Here is a 19,566-nt window from a genome sequence, read left to right as displayed (position 1 = left end):
AATTTCATAGTATCTAAAATGATAACCATTGTACAATTGAATAGTTATTCAATTGTTGTAGTAAGATATTGGCAGTTAACTTTGTAGTTTTTTATGTAAAGCTGCTATGACTCAAACCCCTGACCTCAAAACCCAGTTTTTGCAAGTTGATGGTATGGACTGCGGAAGCTGTGCTAAGACGATTGAAGCCAGCTTGCAACAGCTACCCGGTGTGATGGAAGCATCAGTGAGCTTTGCAACTGCAAAAGCCAAAGTTTTATATAACCCGGAGATCCTCAGAGAAGCTGAAATTATAAATCGTATAACTGCCTTGGGTTATACAGTTGAGCAGAGTGGTGAACTAAAGTCTCATAATCACAGCAATTCTTGTGAAGGTGAACACGACCATAATCACGACCACGTTGAAGCGGATGTTAGTCAAAAGTTGCAGGCAAAAGTCGGTGGGATGGATTGTGGCAACTGTGCCAAAACTGTTGAAGTTGGCTTGCAGCAAATCGCTGGAGTTTTAGAGGCATCGGTTAGCTTTGCGACTGAAAGAATGCAGGTATCTTACGATCCGCAACAGGTAAATGAACAGACAATTTCAGATCGAGTTCGGACTCTGGGTTATACGTTTGAACAGATTGGTGAGGTAAGCTCTCATCAACATACCCACAGTCATGACCACGATAATTCAGTCTCGAAACCAACTCAAAAACGCGACCCAGCAAGCTGGAAATTCTGGATTAACAACCGCCGAGGACAGAGCGTAATTTTAGCGGGATTGGGGTTAGTCCTGGGTTTGCTGACTCAACATTTGGCATTACCGATCTGGATAGCAAGGGCTTTTTATGGAATTGGCATAGTAATTGCAGGCTATCCTATTGCACGGGCAGGTTTGTTTGAGTTGCGTTTGCGCCGTGCCGATATGAATCTGCTGATGACTATTTCAGTTATTGGGGCAGTAATTTTGGGGGACTGGTTTGAGGCAACGCTAGTCCTGTTTTTGTTTTCTTTGGGTACAACACTGCAAGTTTTCACCTTTGGTCGCACGCGCAATGCTATCAGCGCTCTCATGGATTTAACTCCACCTACTGCTACTGTAAAGCGAGGGAATAAAGAAGTTACAGTTCCCGTTGAAAGCGTTCAAGTTGGTGAAATTTTGACGCTTCGACCCGGACAGCGTGTAGCGTTGGATGGTGTAGTCGTTTCTGGTACAAGTGCCATTGATCAATCGCCAATTACAGGAGAGTCAATTCCAGAAGATAAAGCTCCAGGCGATACTGTCTTTGCTGGGACGTTGAACCAGTCAGGCTTTTTAGAAGTTAAAGTAACTCACACTGTTAGTGATACAACTGTTTCTAAAATTATTCATTTGGTAGAATCAGCCCAAGGAAGCCGCGCTCCTTCTCAGCAGTGGGTGGATCGCTTTGCAGAGATATACACCCCAATTGTAATTTTGATTGCGATCGCCATTGCCCTGATTCCGCCCTTGGCTTTTGCTCAACCTTTTAACGTCTGGCTCTATCGGGCGCTGGTAATGTTGGTAATAGCCTGTCCCTGTGCCTTAGTAATTTCTACTCCTGTTTCAATTGTCAGTGCCATTGGTGCAGCAACCCGTCAGGGCGTTTTGTTCAAAGGGGGTAATGCACTGGAAACGGCTGGACGGGTTACTACCCTTGCTTTTGATAAGACTGGTACAATTACGCAAGGACTACCCGTTGTACAGAAAGTTTATGACCTTGGGACGGTAAGTGCAAATATGGTGTTACAGATTGCAGCAACACTTGAGCAACAGTCAGAACATCCGCTCTCCAAGGCAATTGTAACCAAAGCTCATGAACAAGGCATGGAGTTAGAAACACCTGTAAACTTCACGGCACTACCTGGGAAAGGGATTCAAGCAAACTTTGGTGATCTGTTGTATTTCGTGGGCAATCAACGGTTGTTTTTAGACCAAGGCATTCGCTTATCTGGTGAAGCGGAATCTTTGTTAGCTGAAATTGAACAACTCGGTCAAATTCCGGTGCTGATAGGGACAAATCAAGGATTATTGGGAGCGATCGCACTTTCCGATGGCATCCGCTTGGAAGCGACAGAAGCCCTGCGACAATTGAGGCGGGTTGGATTAAAGCGGTTGGTAATGTTGACAGGCGATCGCACTGCTGTTGCTAAACAGATTGCCCAGCAAGTTGGAATTACAGAATACCGAGCAGAACTACTACCCGAAGATAAACTTGAAGAAATTCAACTCCTGCGTCGAGTCGGAGTAGTAGGTATGGTTGGGGATGGTATTAACGATGCCCCTGCACTGGCTGCTGCGGATATCAGTTTTGCGGTTGGTGGAATAGATATTGCTTTGGAGACAGCAGATGTAGTGATCGTGGGAAGTGACCTCAGACGACTTGCTTATGCAGTAGAACTAAGCCGTCGCACTGTATCTGTGATTCAACAGAATGTTGTCTTTTCTTTAGTAACAAAAGGTTTGTTTCTGCTGTTGGGAACCTTTGGATTTGTTGGGTTAGCTGTAGCCGTCTTAGCAGATACAGGAACTTCCTTATTAGTTACTGCAAATGGAATGCGGCTATTTAAAACCAAGACTGTCAAGGATTAAGCAATGGTACACGACCACAGCCACAAGCATCAGGCACACGAACACGGACACGGCAACTACAACCGCGCTTTCGCAATTGGTACTGCCCTCAATATCGGATTTGTGATTGTTGAAGCAGTCTATGGCTACCGAGCAAACTCGCTTGCTTTGGTTGCCGATGCTGGTCACAATTTGAGTGATGTATTAGGATTGCTACTAGCTTGGGGAGCAAGTGCCCTCACCCTACGACCACCAACCCGACGGCATACCTACGGATTGCGTCGTTCCTCAATTTTGGCGGCTCTGATCAACGCACTTGTTCTCCTTCTAGCGATGGGTGCGATCGCTTGGGAAGCAGTTCGCCGCTTTAGCGAACCTAGCTCAGTATCAGGAGGCACAGTCATTGGCGTTGCTGTGGTAGGAATTATCATCAACACAATCACTGCCTTGATGTTTATGTCCGGTCGCCAGCAAGACTTAAATATTCGAGGAGCATTTCTGCACATGGCGGCTGATGCCGGAGTTTCGTTGGGGGTTGTATTAGCTGGCATCGCCATTGTTTTCACTGGCTGGTTGTGGTTTGACCCAGTTGTGAGTTTAATTATCGTTGTCGTAGTGGTAGTTGGAACTTGGCAACTGTTGAAAGATTCTGTGAATCTAGCATTAGATGCTGTGCCAGAGGAAATCGAGCCTTTGGCTGTCCAAACTTATCTAGCTGAACGTCCTGGGGTAGTTGGTGTCCATGACTTGCACATCTGGGCAATGAGTACTACCGAGACTGCACTGACTGCTCACTTAATTATGCCTGCCGGACATCCAGGCGATGCTTTTTTAGTACAGGTTTTTCAAGAGCTGCACGACCATTTTGGCATTGAACACGCTACGCTTCAGATAGAGACTGGCGATCCGAGGTATCCGTGTACTCTTGCTCCAGAAAATGTGGTGTAAACTACCCAGCTTTTCCTTTAGCTGAAAACTGGGCTTTTGTACTCATAGGCGAGTGCCTCAGTTTAGCCTTTATTGACTGCTACACCAATTATTTGAGGGCTGACGATCGCAGGGAGGTTTGCCCGAAAATGTTGATAATCTACTTGCTCAAACCCTGCATTCTCCAATGCTAACCAGGTTTCGCGGTCAGGATGGCAACCATCACCAAGCGTTTTCCAAAGCGGTTTTATTCCATGCTGTATCCATCGCAACATTGTTCCTTGAGGTGCCGCAACGTGTTCAAGGAAAAAGAAGCGTCCACCAGGCTTAAGTACTCGTATAACTTCCTGCAATACAGCAGCTAGATTATTTACAGAACATAAAACAAGCGTACTTACAACAGCATCCATGCTGTTATCCTCGACTTCCAGCTGTTCGGCAGTTCCACTGCGGAGGTCAATATCTAAGCCGAGCCGCTCTGCTTCTTGCTGTAGATATGGATGCATGAAAGGGTTTGGCTCCCTAACTGTCTAATCAGTATTTAAGAGCTTGAAACTCAAGTACAGTGCGAAGTTCGGTATGTTGATTAACCAAAGCTTGTATTGTGCTAACTGGATTACGATGAAGGCGACGTTTTTGCTGGCGAGGAGCTTCGGTCAAAGCTAATCGACGACGTTGAGTTTTATACTCAGTTATAGGTACTTGCTGAATTTGTTCAAGTAACTGTTGCTCACTTTCTGCTACAAATAGAACTTGAGATTGACCTAACTCACGTAATTCAACAGTTGATTTGCGCCCACTAATTCGCCTTTGATGACGACGTAAATTGCTGAACAGAGACTCAATTTTGAGATTATCTGGCGGCAAACCAGGGATATCGTAGCAGTGCAATAAGTTAGCACCGTATTTATCCCATAGTTTTTGTAACTTTTTCTTCAAGACAAACTGTGCTGGATTTTGTTGAGGCTCAGGTACAAACTGTTGTAGTAACTCTTCCATTTCGCGGCGGACTTGAAAGCTTGTTAAAGGTAATTTTGGTGATTGTATAGTATTAGTACCATCACTTGTTTTAGCAGAGGAGTGTTCCGGGTAGCGCAAACATTCAGCAATTCGTCGCAACCAGTTGTGAGCTTCTTCCAAGTCTGATGCTACTGAAAGATTGTTACCTAAAGCTTGATCGACCCATGCTGACAATAAACACAAGTAATCTGTGTCAATCTCCTGGTATGTTAAATTACGTAATATCTGCCCAATAGTTTCTAATTGCTGGTAGCCACTTAAACCGCCCCAGCGAAAAGGTTTGCGACTGGTGCGATTTACACAATCCCGGATAGCAGAACGAATTTGGGCTTCAACTGCCATTAGCTCTGCGTCTCGTGACAAATAAGGTATTGCTAAAAAAGGGGAGTCCTATCTAGCTGTTTTGACTGACTTTGGTCTTGGAGTCTTTCAGAGCTATCCGGTACGAATGGTAATCTATCTAAATCTGCTTTTAATTGTTGTCGTAGTTTTGTATCTAACGGCAGCACCACTTCACTTAAATTGTTCAGAAAGTGTGCTTGACAACGTTGATGTGGTGCATCTGGCCAACTCGAATTCATGGCAGTAATAATCGCTGATTCTCCGTCTGATAGAGTTGACAGCACTTTGTAGGGCAACTCTTTATATGGTTGCAGCCAATCAATTAAACATTGTACCTGTGCCTGTTGCAGCTGAATTCCACTTACTGGTGTGCCACTTAGTACCTCGTATAGCACATACAGCAAGGTTCCATGGCCTTCAGGTTGTAAGGCATCAATTGCCCAAATTAAACCACCATGTTCGTGGGCTGTGGCAGCTAACTTCTCAGCCGTATGTGCAATTGTTCCACCCAACAGGGCCAGAAATTGCCGATATAGCTTGCCTACATTCCTCTCGTTAATTTCAACACCACGCTGGTTTAACTTCCGTTGAATTTCTACCAACTGTTGATGCTCATGCTCATGCTGCCAGCCTATAAATGCCAGTATATCTAGCCCATATGTGCTTTGAGGCAGGCTGTACTTAAGTACGCCGCTTGCATAGTAATGTTTTCTAAAATATTCACATTCAGAGTTAGCACATTCTTTACCTTTGCCTGCTACAAACACTGCTCCGCTTAAGGTTTGAATAGTTTTACGCATATGCCAAGATGGAAGGCTAACTAGTTTAGTGTTGCAATGGATACATAGTTCTCGCTCACATTTCACGACTATTCGTTTGGCATCATTAAAATGCCGTTCTGGGCGGTGGCGAGGCTTTTTTTCTATCACGAAGGAATGGCTGCTGGTAGATGTTTTATTAGCTTATCTGCAAACAACACTAATTAGACAGTTAGGGGTTTGGCTCAATACCAATCCAATGAATGTCGGACGGATAGTAAGACAAGTTGGGGCCTGTGCCTGGGCCAATTTCTAAAACGTTGCCATGCAGTTGGGCAAACAAAGCTCGTTTTCGGTCTGCTATCTCCTCCTCGTATTTAGCATTGCCATGAGCCATCATCCAGGCCAATAAGCGTTTATACCAGTCTGGAGAACCTTTTGTATTTGACGTTACAGTATGTATCTTTGCCATCATTATTTTCTCAATTCTGGAACTACAGCTGGCGTTGCTCAAGATATCATTATTACTTTCTACTGATTAACTAAGGTAATGGCTGAACTGTAATTTTAATTACAAATAATCCTAACATTCAAAATGCCTTGATTGCAGATTTGAGCGATTAGTATTTCAAGTTATTATAGCTATGTAGATAGTCTTCAAATTTATTTCAGTTCTTTCCATGTCTTGCCGCTATCTTGGGATTGAAAGACAGCATTGTTATCATTTACCGTATAAAATATTTGGGGATTACTAGGGGCGATGGCTAGTTTTACGACTACACCATTAGTTTCAGTCCAAAGTTTCTCCCACGTTTTACCACCATCACTGCTGCGATAAACACCGGGTGCTGACTTGAGAAAGCGATAGCCATACATTACAGTGCTGTTACCCTCTTTTTGCAGAGCTAGACTGGCAATAGGAGCTTCCTGTGTATTAGCTACTAACGTCCAGTCATTGCCACTGTTAGTGCTTTTGTACATTCCCGAACGGGTAGTTGCAAACAAATGCTCAGGGTTTCGCGGGTCAACTGCAAGGTCAAAAGGAGCATCGCCTAATCCATTCATGCGGGGTTTAATCCAAGTTTTTCCACCATCAGTAGAAGTATGCAGCCCTTGCGCTCCAGAAGCTGGCCATCCATAAAAAACGTTGGAATTACTGGGTGCGATCGCCAAAGCATGAAAATCTACTCCAGGCATGGAAATCTGTTTCCAATCTTGCCCTTGATTCTCACTTATCTGGAATCCTAGATTACCTCCTGTGTGCGGATGTCCACTGGAATAAAAGCGATCGCTGTTAATTGGATCGGCAGTAAAGCCCATATAATCAGCTCGCTCTTTTCCCATCCAAAACCATTCCCCAGTTTCAGAACGTTGCAAGAGTCCATTATGACTTGCAACATAAATAATATTGGGATTATTTCGATTCACGGTCAAACCATGAACGTGATTATTTGCTTGCCAATTGCCCGCTTTCTCTAGGGAAACATTTACAGCCTTTGGTTGAGGCTGATTAGTTGATTGGTTGGCAGAGAGTGGCTGGTTGCTTGACTGATTGCTAGTAGGTGGCTGGATAGAACGACCGAACCACACCCCCAAGCCTCCGCCTAAAAAGAGGGAAAATGCTATGGGCAGGGCGCAGCAAGCCACCATAGCAATTGCCATCCATTTCATCATGTTGTGGTCTTTTGAGTCAGGCTGACTCATAATTGTGTTTCTCCTGAGTAAGTTTTCTGCTGTAGTAAAGCTGTTGACTTATGATGAAATGCAAAAGTAAGCGCGATTTGAGCTTTTGGATAAAAGGAACGAGTTCGATAGTTATCCTGGTTTACTTTAAGTTCCTTAGTTCAAGCATGAGATGGCTTTCTTAGCCATGAGTTTACTAGCCTTTCTCGGCGAGACTTAATAGTGTCTTAACGCCTGTATTAATGTTCATTTTTACGGCTCTTGCGTTGGTTTTATGGTAGAGCATTAAAATCGCAGTTTTATAGAAAGGTTCAAAAATTTAAAATCAAGTCACAGCAAGGAATCTAGGCTACGATTAGATTTTATTTATTATTCGATTCCATAAAATGAACTGAAGAGCCATTTTTACTCTCCATTACGTTGTCGAGCTAGTAGTTTTTCTTGAAACTAAAGTCATTCTAAACCCTTCAGTTAGGTAGAGAGTCAAGTAATAAATTCAAAAATTTACTTAATGTTTCCTTATGTACTGCTTCTTGAAAATACGGGAAAATAACTGAGTTCCATCATCTACTACCGAATGCATAACAGGAATGACAATGAGAGTGAGCAGAGTAGAGATGCTTAATCCTCCCAGAATCACTGTAGCGATTGGTGAGTATGCATCCATTCCAGTATCAGGGAAAAATGCAAGTCGAATAATCACTACTAAAGTAATAATTACTGTCATCAAAATCGGCTTGAGTCTGATGGGGGCTGCTTCTCGAATAGCGACATCTCTAGGAATTTTCTGCTTGCGCTTTGTCAAAATTAAATCAATCAGCAAGATTGCTCCAGCCACATCAATTCCTGACAGAATGATAATCCCTAAAATAGAAACTGTCGAAAATGTCTGCCCAGCTAACAATAAAGCTCCAAATACCCCCGCTAGTTCTAAGGGAATTGACAGCATCATGTTAAGGGGCTGGATGAATGAGCCAAACTGAACTACTAAGATGAGATAAATCAGTACTAGGGAAAGCACAAGCCCTCTAAGCAATCGAGCGAACTCAATCATCATGTCAGTCATATCACCCATTGAATCTAGTCCGTATCCAGGGGGAAAATTAAGTTCAGCACCAGCTTGCATTGCCACTGCCATTGATAGATCCATAGAGGCGGGGCCGTGCTGACGATAAAATCCATTGACGTAGACTACCCGACGACCATTGACATGTTCAATTAGGCTAGGCCCCTTGCGACTCTCAAGAGTAACAACTGTATTGAGAGGCACTTGCTTACCGTCTTTTGTTGTGAGGTAAGTTGCAGCTAAGTCTTGAGCGTTTCCTCGGTCTTTCTGTCCGTAGCGCACTAAGATGGAGTTCAGTCTACGATTAGGTAAATTATAGTACTGTTGAGTATATCCCCCCTGCAAGGCGTAACGAGCCTGTTCAGTCACTTCTGCAACATTAAGTCCCAGTTCCATCGCGCGACGGCGATCAACTTTTAGTTGATATTCAGGCTGAGTCATTGTCGAACTAGTGTGAGCCATTTTCAATCCAGAGGTTTTCTCGGCAATACTTAAAACTTGGTCGGCGAGGCGGTGTAAAATATCTAAATCCTCCCCATAGACTGCCAGCTGCACAGGCGCGGCGGAAGTAGCCATGACATCTACTCCCATTGGTTGCATAGCAATACGTCGGATACCAGGAATAGCACGACGAGCAAGAGCTTCCACAGCATCAATCACTTGCCATATATCGCGGGTTCTTTCGCCTCGGTCTTTGAGAGTTACAATCATTGAGGCGCTGTTCACCCCACCCATGCTATAACCACTAAAATAAGTGCTGTTGTTAGTTAGTTCAAACCCTACTTCTGAAGAGACTTTCTCGACTTCCGGCTGCTTTTGGAGAATCTGCTCAAACTTTTGAGCGATCGCATCAGTCTTGGCGAAAGATGTCCCAGCAAGAGCTTCCACAGTCACCATAAATTGACCAGAGTCCGCCAATGGCATCATCTCTTGACCTACAAAAGGGTACAAACTGTAGCCCAAGTAGATGAAAGCGATCGCCACAGCTAAAACCAGCCCCCGATTTTTTAATGCCAAATCCAGCAGAGATGCATAGCTTCTTTCCAACCACCCAAAACCCTGACGAAATGGAGTAAGGAGCCTTGGGAGCAAGGTTTGCTTGTGTTCATTATGCTCGGAGTGAGGTTTTAAGAAGTAGGCTGCCATCAGGGGTGTTAAAGTCAGCGACACAATCAAGGAAGCTAACAGAGCATAAATAATCGGCCAAACAATCCCGACAAACATTATTCCTGTTAGTCCGCCAGCAAAAGTCATCGGAGCCAATGCCGCAACCATCACCGCAGTAGCTGCGGCGATCGCCAAAAATACTTCCTGTGTCCCTTCAATTGCTGCGTGGAAAGGCTTTCTACCCTGTTTCAGCTTGCGCTCGACTGATTCAATCACTACAATCGAGTCATCTACTAGCCGCCCAATCGCTAACAGCACGCCAATCAGAGTCGAAGAATTCAAGGACATTCCCATCGGCACAAACGGCAGAATCGACATTGCCAATGAGGTGGGAATGGAGATGAGTACCATTGCCGTTGCCCGGAAATCTTCTAGGAAAACCAGAATCACTAGCCCTGCCAGAGCTACACTGATTAGTAGCTCTGCAATCGTGCCTTCTTTGATAATCTCTACCAGATGGGAATTATCATAGGCTTCCTGAAACTTGATGCCTGGATACTGAGTATAAATACGCTTGAGTTCAGTGCGAATGCGTTCAATTACTTGGGGAGAACTAGCATCCGGCTTTTGAATAATATTGATTCCTAATGCTGGTGAACCGTTGTAGCGATAGCCACTACGCCGTTCTTCATAGGTATCTTTAACTGTAGCTACATCTCGGACATAAACAATGCGATCGCCTTGATTGAAAATCGGATAATCTAAGACGGTCTGGCTACCTAGAGCGCGTTCATCACTACGCACTACGATTTCCCGATCGCCTTTGGTTAATACTCCAGCACCCTTGGAAACATTGTTTTTGTCGATTGCATCCCGCACCTGCACAATTGAAAGACCGTAGGCTGCTAACTTTTCTCGGTCTACGATTATTTGCAGTTGCCGTCGGTATCCGCCAAAAATAGATATAGCCTGAACATCAGGTACTTGTTTCAGCCGATCAACTAAGATATTGTCCGCAAAATCACGTAGACGTACCGAATCCCAGCTTTCCCCCCGCAAAGCTAAGGTTAGAACTGGACGGTTTAGAGGGTCAATGGGCAGAACCCAATAAGAGCGTGTGTCAAAGCCATCAATAGGTATATCGCCTTCCGCCGATTTCATCACACTTTGTACGGCCCCAAGCGATCGCTGCATATCTTGACCCCAAGCAAACTGCACTGTCACCAGTGACATATCCTGCTGGGAACTAGAGCGGACAAAGCGCACACCGTCTAGCACCGTCATCCGCTGTTCAATTGGTTTGCTGATGTAAGTCTCCACTTCTTGGGGAGGTGAACTAGGAGCCATCGTCACAATAGCTACTAGAGGACTTTGGAGATAAGGCATCATCCGCACTGGTAGTTGGAACAGTGCTAAGACAGCTAAGGCAAGAATACCGACATATAAGGCTAACAAAATCACTGGGTTCTGGATCGACCAGCGCGGAATTGAACCGATTTTCATCTGGAAAGCTCCTGAACCTAGCGATTATCTAACGTAAAAGAACTGTTGCCAATTCGTGATTTGTCTTTGACTTTGGCAGTTACTTCCCACTTTCCACTCATACTCAAATAGGTATTGACTTGAAAACGACCTAATTGAGTATCAGGTTTTACTTCCACATCAGTAGACATGGGAGAGGAATTCTTCATTGGCATGGCGACGTTAACTTCTAAACCCTCAACTTGTACAGGCTTCTTGGTCTTAGACCGAAATTTCTCACAAACAATAAAAAATCAATTCACATCTCTTGATGTAAGGGATTTTTTGATACATCATCAATTGAAATTTATGATGGTAAACAAAGTAAGTATAAAATATCAACTATCAAGCTAAAACAGTTACCGATATTTTGGCTTATGCTGAGATTGAAACACTCTGTTCATCAAATTAAGCATCCAAAACAAGGCTTGAATCATAACCAAGCCAAAAATATTATTAGAGAGAAGGTGAAATGCTGCTTGACTTGAAATTAAGCGGTATTCGAGAGCATTTTTAAGCATCTGTAAGCAGCAGCAAAGATATGTTTTACAGGACTTGAGCTAGTAATCGCAATTAAAGTTCGCCGTGAGCTTATAGTAATTAAGGCTCCTAACTTCAATAATTTTGTCCGAATAGTCCCAACTTGAGAATTTTTTAATTCGGTTTTGGCTAAACATTGTGACCGCAATGCATTCATCAAAACATAAGCAGCTTCGAGTCTTTGCAAAGTAGCTCCACCAGTTGGTCTGGCTGGAGGAATTGATTCACAGACTTGTTTGTTAGATGCACTTTGCTGTCCGTAGGCGGTAGAACCTAAAGATACATTAAGCAAGGCTATACCTACGGGAAGTGCTAGGAAAGATGCAGTGCCGATAATAAACATTTTCATAGAAATAACACCTCAAAAACTAGTAACTTTTGTTACGGAAGTAACTGTAGAATTATGCTAGACCTTTGAGTCGGCTGTAGAGTCAAGTAGATATAGGCAAGAATTTCTCTTAATATTTCATTGCAATATCTCTGGATAGGACTGTCACCTTAAGCATCGTTAAGTGGAAGTCAAAGAATAAATTTAGAAAGTAGAAAAGAGTTGACTCTCTAGTCCACTAGAGACTTCAGAATGAATGAGTAAGGAAAATTCCCGGTGGAGATCATGACAAAACGTCAAATAGAAATTTTTACGGCTGACTGTCCTTTGTGCGATGAGACAGTTCAATTGGTACAAGAACTGACTTGCCCTGATTGTGAAGTATCAGTCTATAACCTGCGACAAGAGCGGGAGAAAGCCCAGCAGTATGGAGTGAATGCAGTGCCTGCGATCGCCATCAATGGAAAACTGGTTGTGACTGGCAAACCTAGTCGAGAGCAACTCCAAGCTGTTGGTGTAGGTCAGCCCCTGAGTTGAAACAGAAGGTAAATAAGCCCAAAGACCTTCAATTTACAAAAAACTAAATCTATTGTGGGGTGGGCATATCGCCTGCCCTAATTATGTAATTGAAAGGCACATTAGCTTATGAACCGTAAATCTGTTTTATGGATGGTTTTGTTGCTCCTCCTGGTGGGATTGATTGTCGTAACACTCAACTTCGTAACGAGTCAGAACACACAAATTGCCCAGATCATGATGGGCAGCATAATAAAATAGCGGTGAGATGAGAAGGTTCCTAACTAATTGGGTAGTATGGATTATGGCTGCACCAGAAACGAATTTGTTTTTGTTTTCTTTCCTGCTTCATTTTGTTTATGAAGTATGGCAGTCACCTTATTTTGACTTTTATAAAATGCTTTCTTTAGCAGATAAAGCTTGAGGGGAGACAAAATATCCTGAAATAGATATAGGGCAACGAGTGTAGCAATTTGTGGTAAAACAAAAAGAGCCTTCATTCGCAACAAGCTCTATTTAATGATAATGTTACCAGAATTCTACGAGACAAACCTCAAGCGAGAATTGGGACGTGCAGAATATTTATTACTAAAAATTCTAATTAATTTATTACAATCAATAAAAACTGTAAGCCTTGAAGCATTGGCTACTGGTTTACCTATCCCCATATTATTTGAAAGTAGAAGAAAGAAAATCCAACGATTCTTATCTTTAAATTATATAAATGTTGAAGAGATATGGTTCCCAATTATTAAAAGTTGGCTAGAAATATATTTTCCTTTAAATCAAGTTGTTTATTTAGTAATAGACAGGACTAATTGGGGATGTATTAATTTATTAATGATCAGCGTAGTTTGGGATAAGAGGTCTATCCCAATATATTTTGAGTTGTTAGGCAAGTTAGGTTCGAGTAATTTTGATGAGCAAGAAGCAGTATTCAAAAAAGCATTACCGATTTTCAAGAATTATAAAACTGTAGTGTTAGGAGACCGAGAATTTTGTTCAATAAAGCTGGCTAACTGGTTGACAGAGCAGAAAGTATATTTCTGTTTACGCTTAAAAAAGGATGCATTTATAGAAATAGAACCGGAAATTTGGCTGCAATTAAGAGATTTAGGTTTAGCACCTGGACTTTCTTTCTTTTATCAAGGTATTAAATATACAAAATCTACAGGATTTATTACCTTTAATCTTGCAGGTAAATGGAAACGTAAACGCTTTGGAGTTGCGCCGGAAGAGGCTTGGTTTATCTTAACTAATTTAGATGATTTAGATTCGGCGATTATTGCTTATAAACAGCGTTTTGATATTGAAGAGATGTTTAGAGATTTTAAAAGCGGTGGTTATAACTTGGAAGATACTAATGTATCAGGTCAAAGGCTAATTTCCCTAATATTATTAATCTCGCTCGCCTATACAAGTGCAACTATATCTGGTCAAAAAATTAAACGCATGGGTGTTCAAAAATATGTTGGACGAATTAAAGAATCTTTAAGGACAATTCGCCGTCATAGCAGTTTTTATATTGGATTATATGGGTCTAACTGGGTCAATTTCATGGAAAATTCTTATGAATTGGTGTCCGAGTTAATGACACTAGCTCCTAATAAGCGTAAGTATTATCAACAAGGCGAAAGAGCTATGAAGCTTATTTTATCTGCATCCTAGCCCTTTTTGTCCCCCGTAAGCAGATAAAGTCAACTACATTACTCATTGCACACTAGGAGATGGAATTATTACAGTTATCTGTTACTGGCTTATTAGTTGGTGGTGCAGACGCCACTGGATTCTCAGCCCAACATGGAAGCTGACTATACTCTTTACTGGTTTAGGATGGCTCTATACATTCAGTTCAGAAATTTATCGAGTACATATCGCCAAACTTTATGGTGTTTCAGCCTTAGCTGTACCAGGTGTCGGGATTAGCTGGTTACCCTTACTACAATGGGTAATTTTGCCGCCTTTGGTGCTATTTTTTGCTCGACGGCATATGCTGGGTTATCGAAATAGCTCATAATGTGGGTTTTTATCAAAACATATATAAAAAATTCAGGATAAACAACAATCAAATCAAATTTGGGAGTGTAGTATGTTAACCCACGATAAAAAGCTGCTTTTAATTGGTCAGGTAACAGCTTTAAGCGGAGTTCCTATCAGGACAATTCGCTATTATGAAAGTCTAGGTTTACTCAATTCTTCTGAGAGAACAGAGGGTGGCTTCCGACAATTTTCGTTAGATGTGCTTACCCGTTTAGCATTTATTAAACGGGCGCAAAATCTTGGTCTTAGTCTTGAAGAGATCAGAGACATTCTTAATATATATGATGAGGGAAAGCTGCCTTGTGGTGAAGTTAAACAAAAGCTGGAAGATAAGGTAAATGAAATTGAGTGCCAGATTGAAGAGCTATTAACTTTAAGAGATGAACTAACAGGTTTACTCTCAGGTTGGGATAATTTTACAGGTAAACGAAAGGATACGATATGTCCCATCATTCAGTAAGTAATCAAAAACATTAGAGTAATGCTGATACCTTGACGATTGCACACGCTACTATGAAGTCGTTGTACTTAAGTATGTATTTTGGCTTATGAAAGAATCTAGAGTTTCCCTATGACCGAAACTAAAGTTCGCAAACAGTATGATCGGTTGGCAGCAATATATGACCAACGCTGGAGCAATTACGTTGCTAATACTTTGTCATTTCTCAAAAGCTGGGCACAGATATCTCCATCAGATGTTGTGCTGGATATCGCTTGTGGGACAGGGGAATTTGAGCGGCTAATTTTAATTGAACAGCCGATGCAACAGATAGTTGGGGTAGACATTTCAGACAAGATGCTACTCATGGCTAAACAAAAATGTTGTAACTACCCTAATGTCTCGTTTTACAACGTACCAGCCTCAGCATTACCTTTTGCAAGTAACAGTTTCGATGTGGTCATATCTGCTAGTTCGTTTCACTATTTTGATGAGCCTGACGCTGCATTAGCAGAAATGAAAAGGGTTCTGAAGCCTGATGGTAAATTAGTGATTTTGGATTGGTGCAGAGATTATTTATTGTGTCAAATATGCGATATTATTCTGAAAGTTTTTGATCCAGCATACAAGCAGTGTTATTCCCAAGCTGAATTTCATTACCTACTTACATCCGCAGGTTTTAACATTTGTCGCGCAACTAAGGTTCGTTTTGGCTTGATATGGGAATTGATGGTAGCAACAGCAACAGCTAGTTGCTGAATCAAAAGTTTTTCTAGTTTGAGAATAATCGCTTGTAAGCTATTGCGTTTTTAATTTAGGGTAATGCCAGAAAAACTGAGACCTTGTGCCGTTAATACTCGCAAGCCATTTTATGCTAATTTACCTTTATTACTAACTCCGGTATCTAGACCGACAAACCAGAGTTCTTGAATAAAGCGATATCTACCTTGACAACCATCCAATTACTTGTCCTTATTACAGTTTTCTTAATAGCAAGCGTTATTAGCGTCATCACTGGTAGCACTTCCCTAATTACCGTACCTATAATGCTTCAGTTTGGGGTTGAACCGCGCACTGCCCTTGCTACTAATATGCTGGCACTAACATTCATGAGCGTTGGTGGCACATTACCTTTTATTGGTAAAGGAGTAATTGACCGCCGTCGCTTACCACGACTAATAGTTCTAACCCTGGCAGGATCAATTTTGGGAGCATTGCTTGTTCTGGTTGTGCCGTCAAAATCAATGCCACTTATTATCTCTATCTCAATGATTGTAGTTACCGTGTTATCAATTGCCAACAGGAATGCTGGAGTAGTTCCAGCAGAGGTAATACCTTCGCGGATAGCAGAAATCGCAGGCTATATAGTCACTTTCCTACTTGGTATTTACGGCGGCTTTTTCAGTGGTGGGTATGTTACCTTACTAACGGCAGCCTATGTGATGTTATTTCGCATGACATTTGTTCAAGCAATAGCTACAACTAAGCTGATTAATATATTTTCTTCATTCGTTGCCACTTTAATATTCATGATGCAGGGCATTGTGGATTACAAACTAGGTGTGATCCTTGGTTTTACGATGTTCATAGGTGGAATTATTGGCGGACATATTACCCTTAGCTTGAGTAGTATGTGGCTACAGCGTATCTACCTCACAGTTGTGAGTATTCTTGCATTCGTAACACTGCGTAAATCCTGGCAATCCAATCAATCAGCTAGCCATGACTAGTCAATTAACACCTTGATATAAAGCTGAATCATTAGTTTCAAAGGTAAAGTTTATTGTTACCTCACTACTGGACTTCCACTACACCACGAAACATATTCATCCCACAGGTAAATTGATATTGACCTGGTTTGGGAGGTGTAAATTCAATGGGAGTGACATGGTTAAGAGCTAAATCTTGAGCAATATGAAAATCAGGTAGTAAAACTTTCTCTAAACAGCTACTGGGGTCGCGGCGAAAGAAATTTAGCCGTACAGGTTGACCAAATTTTACAATTACACGAGAAGGTTCATAGCCTCCATCTACATTAATTGTTAGCTCTTGTATTCCTTGATCAATATTAGCTTTTGTAGCTTTGTTTTTACTGAATAGAAACCACCACAGTTCCAATCCAATTAACCCTAAACCTCCCAAAGTAACACCGATTTTTAATGCTAGTGGTTGCTCAATACGGCGAAATTGACTGGTTTGTTCTGATGAATGTGTTGGCATTTCGGTTGGCATTTGTGCTGTTGCTACGCTTGATGCTGTACCAAACAGAAGTCCTAACCCGGCAATGCTCCCAAAAATCTTACTTTTGTTGAACATTTGTTAAATTCCTCCACAATTATTAGATAGTTTTGGGATGAAAGTTACGCAAGCGTAAGGCATTCGTAACAACAGAAACGGAACTAAAAGCCATCGCCCCACCCGCGATAATCGGGTTGAGTAGCCAACCAAAGATAGGAAACAAAACTCCAGCAGCAATGGGAATCCCAGCAACGTTGTAAATAAAGGCAAAGAAGAGATTTTGTCGGATGTTCTGCATAGTGGCACGACTCAATTGAATTGCAGTAACAATACCTTGCAAGTCTCCAGAGATCAGGGTGATATCGCTGGCTGCGATCGCTACATCTGTTCCTGTACCAATTGCAATCCCCACGTTCGCTTGAGCCAGTGCTGGTGCATCATTAATGCCATCACCTACCATTGCGACAATTTTCCCCTCTGCTTGCAATGCCTGTATCTGAGACGCTTTTTGGTCGGGTCGAACTTCTGCAAATACTCGTGTGATCCCAACTTCGCTAGCGATCGCTTCTGCTGTTTTGCGATTATCCCCTGTGAGCATAACTACCTCTAAACCTAACTTTTGTAGCGTTCTCACAACTGCTACTGAAGAAGGTTTAAGTGCATCAGCAATTCCCATCAAACCTTGAATTTGCCCATCCACTGCAATTAAAATAGCTGTTTTACCAGCAGCTTCCAGAGAGGTTTTACGCTCTTGAAGCGTGCGGGTATCGATATTTAATTCTTCCATCCAACGCTGAGTACCGATTTGTACGAAACGGTCTAAAACAATTCCTTGGACACCACTCCCAGCGATCGCTTCAAATTGTTTAGCCTCTGTCAGTTCCACTTGCTGAGATTGGGCATACCTAACCACGGCTTCAGCTAATGGATGTTCTGAATTTCGTTCTACAGATGCTGCCAACTGCAAAAGTTTTAACTCATTACTATTAGCTGTGCCGTTGACAGTAACAAAGTCAGTAACAGTGGGTTTTCCCTGTGTTAAAGTTCCAGTTTTATCCAGCACAATAGTCTGGATTCTATGAGCGAGTTCTAAACTTTCTGCACCTTTAATTAAAATACCATTTTCTGCTCCCTTGCCCGTTCCTACCATTACTGAAGTTGGAGTAGCTAAACCCAAGGCACAGGGACAAGCGATAATCAGCACTCCGACTGTGGTGATTAGGGCTAATGTCAAGTTGCCCATGACATTAAACCAAATGACGAAGGAAGCGATCGCAATGGCTATCACTACTGGCACAAACCATCCCGTTACTTGATCTGCTAAACGTTGAATTGGTGCTTTGGAGCCTTGAGCTTGTTGCACCATTTTGACGATTTGGGACAAAAAAGTGTCTTTTCCAACGCGGGTTGCTCGGAATTTAAAGCTACCTGTTTTATTAATTGTGGCTCCAATTACTTCATCCCCCGCTTGCTTTTTGACTGGCAAACTCTCACCAGTCACCATCGCTTCATCAACGTTAGAAGCACCTTCTATAACTTCTCCATCAACAGGAATTTTTTCGCCCGGACGCACCAAAATTACATCACCAATCTGGACTTCCTGGATAGGAACATCAACTTCTTGCCCATCTCGGATTACTTTGGCATTTCTAGCTTGCAAACCGATGAGTTTGCGGATAGCTTCAGAAGTTTGTCCCTTGGCGCGATTCTCAAATAACCTTCCTAGCAGAATTAAAGTGGTAATGACTGCTGCTGCTTCGTAGTACACATCAGGCATCAGTCCAGCAGACGTAAAAAATCCTGGGAAAACAGTAGCAAATAGTGAATAGAAATACGCTGCACCAGTACCGATAGCAACCAAAGTATCCATCGTTGCTGTATGACGTTTAAAGGCTTTCCAGGCATTTTTGAAGAAGTCTGCACCACACCAGAATAAGACGGGGGTTGCCAATACCAACTGTACCCAAGGATTGTCTAGCCACAATGTCCGAATCCAAGGCAGTTTTAGCCCTGTCATCGCAGAAATTGACCCTAGTAGAATCAAAGTGCTGAGGATTGCTCCTACAACTATTTTACGGGTAAGTGTCCGTAATTCTGCTTCACGGGCGTTTTTTTCGACATCATCTTCTCCAGTAATCATTTCTTGTTCTTGGAGTGGGTAAGATGAGTATCCGGCAGCATCTATAGCGGCTTGGATTGTTTCCAGATTGGTGCGCTTGAGATCATACTGGATAGTAGCCTGCTCCACGCCAAAGTTAACGTTACAGTCGCTCACCCCTGGAACAGAGCGGATTGCTTCTTCAATATTGTTAGCACAGGAGGCACAACTCATGCCTCGAAGTTTAAGACTCAGAGTATCCATAGTTAAATATGCTTTTTTAGCCGCTGCTTTTACTGAGTTTTAAGAACGGTGTTTTGGTGTGATTGATAGCTGAGTGCCGTTATACTTAGCTTTGGCTGTGTGCTTTT

18 protein-coding genes are annotated in these 19,566 nt (G+C 42.4%); 7 read left to right on the top strand and 11 right to left on the bottom strand.

What is annotated here, in order from left to right; translation table 11 throughout:
• The first annotated feature begins 106 nt into the window (after positions 1-106).
• Positions 107-2,593 carry a heavy metal translocating P-type ATPase gene (locus tag GTQ43_RS34655; RefSeq protein WP_265277262.1) on the top strand — a complete coding sequence of 829 codons (2,487 nt, stop codon included), beginning with the start codon at positions 107-109 and terminating at the stop codon, positions 2,591-2,593.
• A gap of 3 nt (positions 2,594-2,596) precedes the next feature.
• Positions 2,597-3,520, top strand: a complete 924-nt coding sequence (locus GTQ43_RS34650; protein WP_265277261.1) for a cation diffusion facilitator family transporter — start codon at positions 2,597-2,599, stop codon at positions 3,518-3,520.
• 62 nt (positions 3,521-3,582) lie between these two features.
• On the opposite strand, the gene GTQ43_RS34645 is transcribed toward GTQ43_RS34650, so the two are convergent.
• The 8 genes from GTQ43_RS34645 to GTQ43_RS34610 all read right to left on the bottom strand — a co-directional run bounded on the left by GTQ43_RS34645 (position 3,583) and on the right by GTQ43_RS34610 (position 11,885).
• Positions 3,583-4,005, bottom strand: coding sequence for a class I SAM-dependent methyltransferase (locus GTQ43_RS34645; protein WP_265277260.1), 423 nt, complete (start codon positions 4,003-4,005; stop codon positions 3,583-3,585).
• 28 nt (positions 4,006-4,033) lie between these two features.
• Positions 4,034-4,882 (bottom strand): hypothetical protein, encoded by an 849-nt coding sequence (locus tag GTQ43_RS34640; RefSeq protein ID WP_265276805.1) that lies wholly within the window; start codon positions 4,880-4,882, stop codon positions 4,034-4,036.
• Positions 4,883-4,893: 11 nt separating this feature from the next.
• Positions 4,894-5,790 carry a hypothetical protein gene (locus GTQ43_RS34635; protein WP_265276804.1) on the bottom strand — a complete coding sequence of 299 codons (897 nt, stop codon included), beginning with the start codon at positions 5,788-5,790 and terminating at the stop codon, positions 4,894-4,896.
• Positions 5,791-5,851: 61 nt separating this feature from the next.
• On the bottom strand, positions 5,852-6,094 hold the full coding sequence (locus GTQ43_RS34630; protein ID WP_265277259.1) for a hypothetical protein: 243 nt from the start codon (positions 6,092-6,094) through the stop codon (positions 5,852-5,854).
• A 188-nt stretch (positions 6,095-6,282) separates the two neighbouring features.
• Positions 6,283-7,323, bottom strand: coding sequence for a F510_1955 family glycosylhydrolase (locus GTQ43_RS34625; RefSeq protein ID WP_265277258.1), 1,041 nt, complete (start codon positions 7,321-7,323; stop codon positions 6,283-6,285).
• A 487-nt stretch (positions 7,324-7,810) separates the two neighbouring features.
• The gene (locus GTQ43_RS34620) at positions 7,811-10,978 is read right to left on the bottom strand and encodes an efflux RND transporter permease subunit (protein WP_265277257.1); all 3,168 of its coding nucleotides are present in this window, start codon (positions 10,976-10,978) and stop codon (positions 7,811-7,813) included.
• A gap of 17 nt (positions 10,979-10,995) precedes the next feature.
• A complete protein-coding gene (locus tag GTQ43_RS34615; RefSeq protein WP_265277427.1) occupies positions 10,996-11,244 on the bottom strand; it encodes a FixH family protein in 249 nt (82 codons plus the stop codon).
• A gap of 242 nt (positions 11,245-11,486) precedes the next feature.
• Positions 11,487-11,885, bottom strand: a complete 399-nt coding sequence (locus GTQ43_RS34610) for a transposase (protein ID WP_265277256.1) — start codon at positions 11,883-11,885, stop codon at positions 11,487-11,489.
• Between the two features lie 264 nt (positions 11,886-12,149).
• On the opposite strand from GTQ43_RS34610, the gene GTQ43_RS34605 reads away from it, so the two are divergent.
• Complete coding sequence (locus GTQ43_RS34605) at positions 12,150-12,401, top strand: thioredoxin family protein (RefSeq protein ID WP_265277255.1); 252 nt, start codon at positions 12,150-12,152, stop codon at positions 12,399-12,401.
• Positions 12,402-12,682: 281 nt separating this feature from the next.
• Here the strand turns inward: GTQ43_RS34605 and GTQ43_RS34600 are convergent, their stop codons facing one another.
• Positions 12,683-12,880, bottom strand: a complete 198-nt coding sequence (locus GTQ43_RS34600) for a hypothetical protein (RefSeq protein ID WP_265277254.1) — start codon at positions 12,878-12,880, stop codon at positions 12,683-12,685.
• Between the two features lie 25 nt (positions 12,881-12,905).
• Between GTQ43_RS34600 and GTQ43_RS34595 the strand changes: the two genes are divergently transcribed.
• From GTQ43_RS34595 to GTQ43_RS34580, 4 genes are all read left to right on the top strand, one after another.
• Positions 12,906-14,048, top strand: coding sequence for an IS4 family transposase (locus GTQ43_RS34595; RefSeq protein ID WP_265277253.1), 1,143 nt, complete (start codon positions 12,906-12,908; stop codon positions 14,046-14,048).
• A 421-nt stretch (positions 14,049-14,469) separates the two neighbouring features.
• Positions 14,470-14,880: a heavy metal-responsive transcriptional regulator gene (locus GTQ43_RS34590; protein WP_265277252.1), complete on the top strand. Its 411-nt coding sequence runs from the start codon at positions 14,470-14,472 to the stop codon at positions 14,878-14,880.
• 111 nt (positions 14,881-14,991) lie between these two features.
• The gene (locus tag GTQ43_RS34585; RefSeq protein ID WP_265277251.1) at positions 14,992-15,618 is read left to right on the top strand and encodes a class I SAM-dependent methyltransferase; all 627 of its coding nucleotides are present in this window, start codon (positions 14,992-14,994) and stop codon (positions 15,616-15,618) included.
• Positions 15,619-15,806: 188 nt separating this feature from the next.
• Positions 15,807-16,589: a sulfite exporter TauE/SafE family protein gene (locus GTQ43_RS34580; protein ID WP_265277250.1), complete on the top strand. Its 783-nt coding sequence runs from the start codon at positions 15,807-15,809 to the stop codon at positions 16,587-16,589.
• A gap of 64 nt (positions 16,590-16,653) precedes the next feature.
• Here GTQ43_RS34580 and GTQ43_RS34575 read toward each other — a convergent pair whose 3' ends face one another.
• Positions 16,654-17,175, bottom strand: coding sequence for a cupredoxin domain-containing protein (locus GTQ43_RS34575; RefSeq protein ID WP_265277249.1), 522 nt, complete (start codon positions 17,173-17,175; stop codon positions 16,654-16,656).
• A gap of 22 nt (positions 17,176-17,197) precedes the next feature.
• Complete coding sequence (locus tag GTQ43_RS34570; RefSeq protein ID WP_265277248.1) at positions 17,198-19,459, bottom strand: heavy metal translocating P-type ATPase; 2,262 nt, start codon at positions 19,457-19,459, stop codon at positions 17,198-17,200.
• Positions 19,460-19,566 lie beyond the last annotated feature (107 nt).

It is taken from the genome of Nostoc sp. KVJ3, from assembly GCF_026127265.1.
Taxonomy (GTDB): Bacteria; Cyanobacteriota; Cyanobacteriia; order Cyanobacteriales; family Nostocaceae; genus Nostoc.
Note: the sequence above shows the minus strand (reverse complement) of the source record. Positions and strands in the feature narration are given on the sequence as shown.

What these genes read in the sequence shown, in the direction of transcription:
- GTQ43_RS34570 (WP_265277248.1), bottom strand. Translation starts at nt 19,459, where the DNA reads ATGGATACTCTGAGTCTTAAACTTCGAGGCATGAGTTGTGCCTCCTGT.
- GTQ43_RS34655 (WP_265277262.1), top strand. Translation starts at nt 107, where the DNA reads ATGACTCAAACCCCTGACCTCAAAACCCAGTTTTTGCAAGTTGATGGT.
- GTQ43_RS34600 (WP_265277254.1), bottom strand. Translation starts at nt 12,880, where the DNA reads ATGAAGGCTCTTTTTGTTTTACCACAAATTGCTACACTCGTTGCCCTA.
- GTQ43_RS34605 (WP_265277255.1), top strand. Translation starts at nt 12,150, where the DNA reads ATGACAAAACGTCAAATAGAAATTTTTACGGCTGACTGTCCTTTGTGC.
- GTQ43_RS34625 (WP_265277258.1), bottom strand. Translation starts at nt 7,323, where the DNA reads ATGAGTCAGCCTGACTCAAAAGACCACAACATGATGAAATGGATGGCA.
- GTQ43_RS34575 (WP_265277249.1), bottom strand. Translation starts at nt 17,175, where the DNA reads ATGTTCAACAAAAGTAAGATTTTTGGGAGCATTGCCGGGTTAGGACTT.
- GTQ43_RS34610 (WP_265277256.1), bottom strand. Translation starts at nt 11,885, where the DNA reads ATGAAAATGTTTATTATCGGCACTGCATCTTTCCTAGCACTTCCCGTA.
- GTQ43_RS34590 (WP_265277252.1), top strand. Translation starts at nt 14,470, where the DNA reads ATGTTAACCCACGATAAAAAGCTGCTTTTAATTGGTCAGGTAACAGCT.
- GTQ43_RS34620 (WP_265277257.1), bottom strand. Translation starts at nt 10,978, where the DNA reads ATGAAAATCGGTTCAATTCCGCGCTGGTCGATCCAGAACCCAGTGATT.
- GTQ43_RS34645 (WP_265277260.1), bottom strand. Translation starts at nt 4,005, where the DNA reads ATGCATCCATATCTACAGCAAGAAGCAGAGCGGCTCGGCTTAGATATT.
- GTQ43_RS34650 (WP_265277261.1), top strand. Translation starts at nt 2,597, where the DNA reads ATGGTACACGACCACAGCCACAAGCATCAGGCACACGAACACGGACAC.
- GTQ43_RS34630 (WP_265277259.1), bottom strand. Translation starts at nt 6,094, where the DNA reads ATGATGGCAAAGATACATACTGTAACGTCAAATACAAAAGGTTCTCCA.
- GTQ43_RS34585 (WP_265277251.1), top strand. Translation starts at nt 14,992, where the DNA reads ATGACCGAAACTAAAGTTCGCAAACAGTATGATCGGTTGGCAGCAATA.
- GTQ43_RS34595 (WP_265277253.1), top strand. Translation starts at nt 12,906, where the DNA reads ATGTTACCAGAATTCTACGAGACAAACCTCAAGCGAGAATTGGGACGT.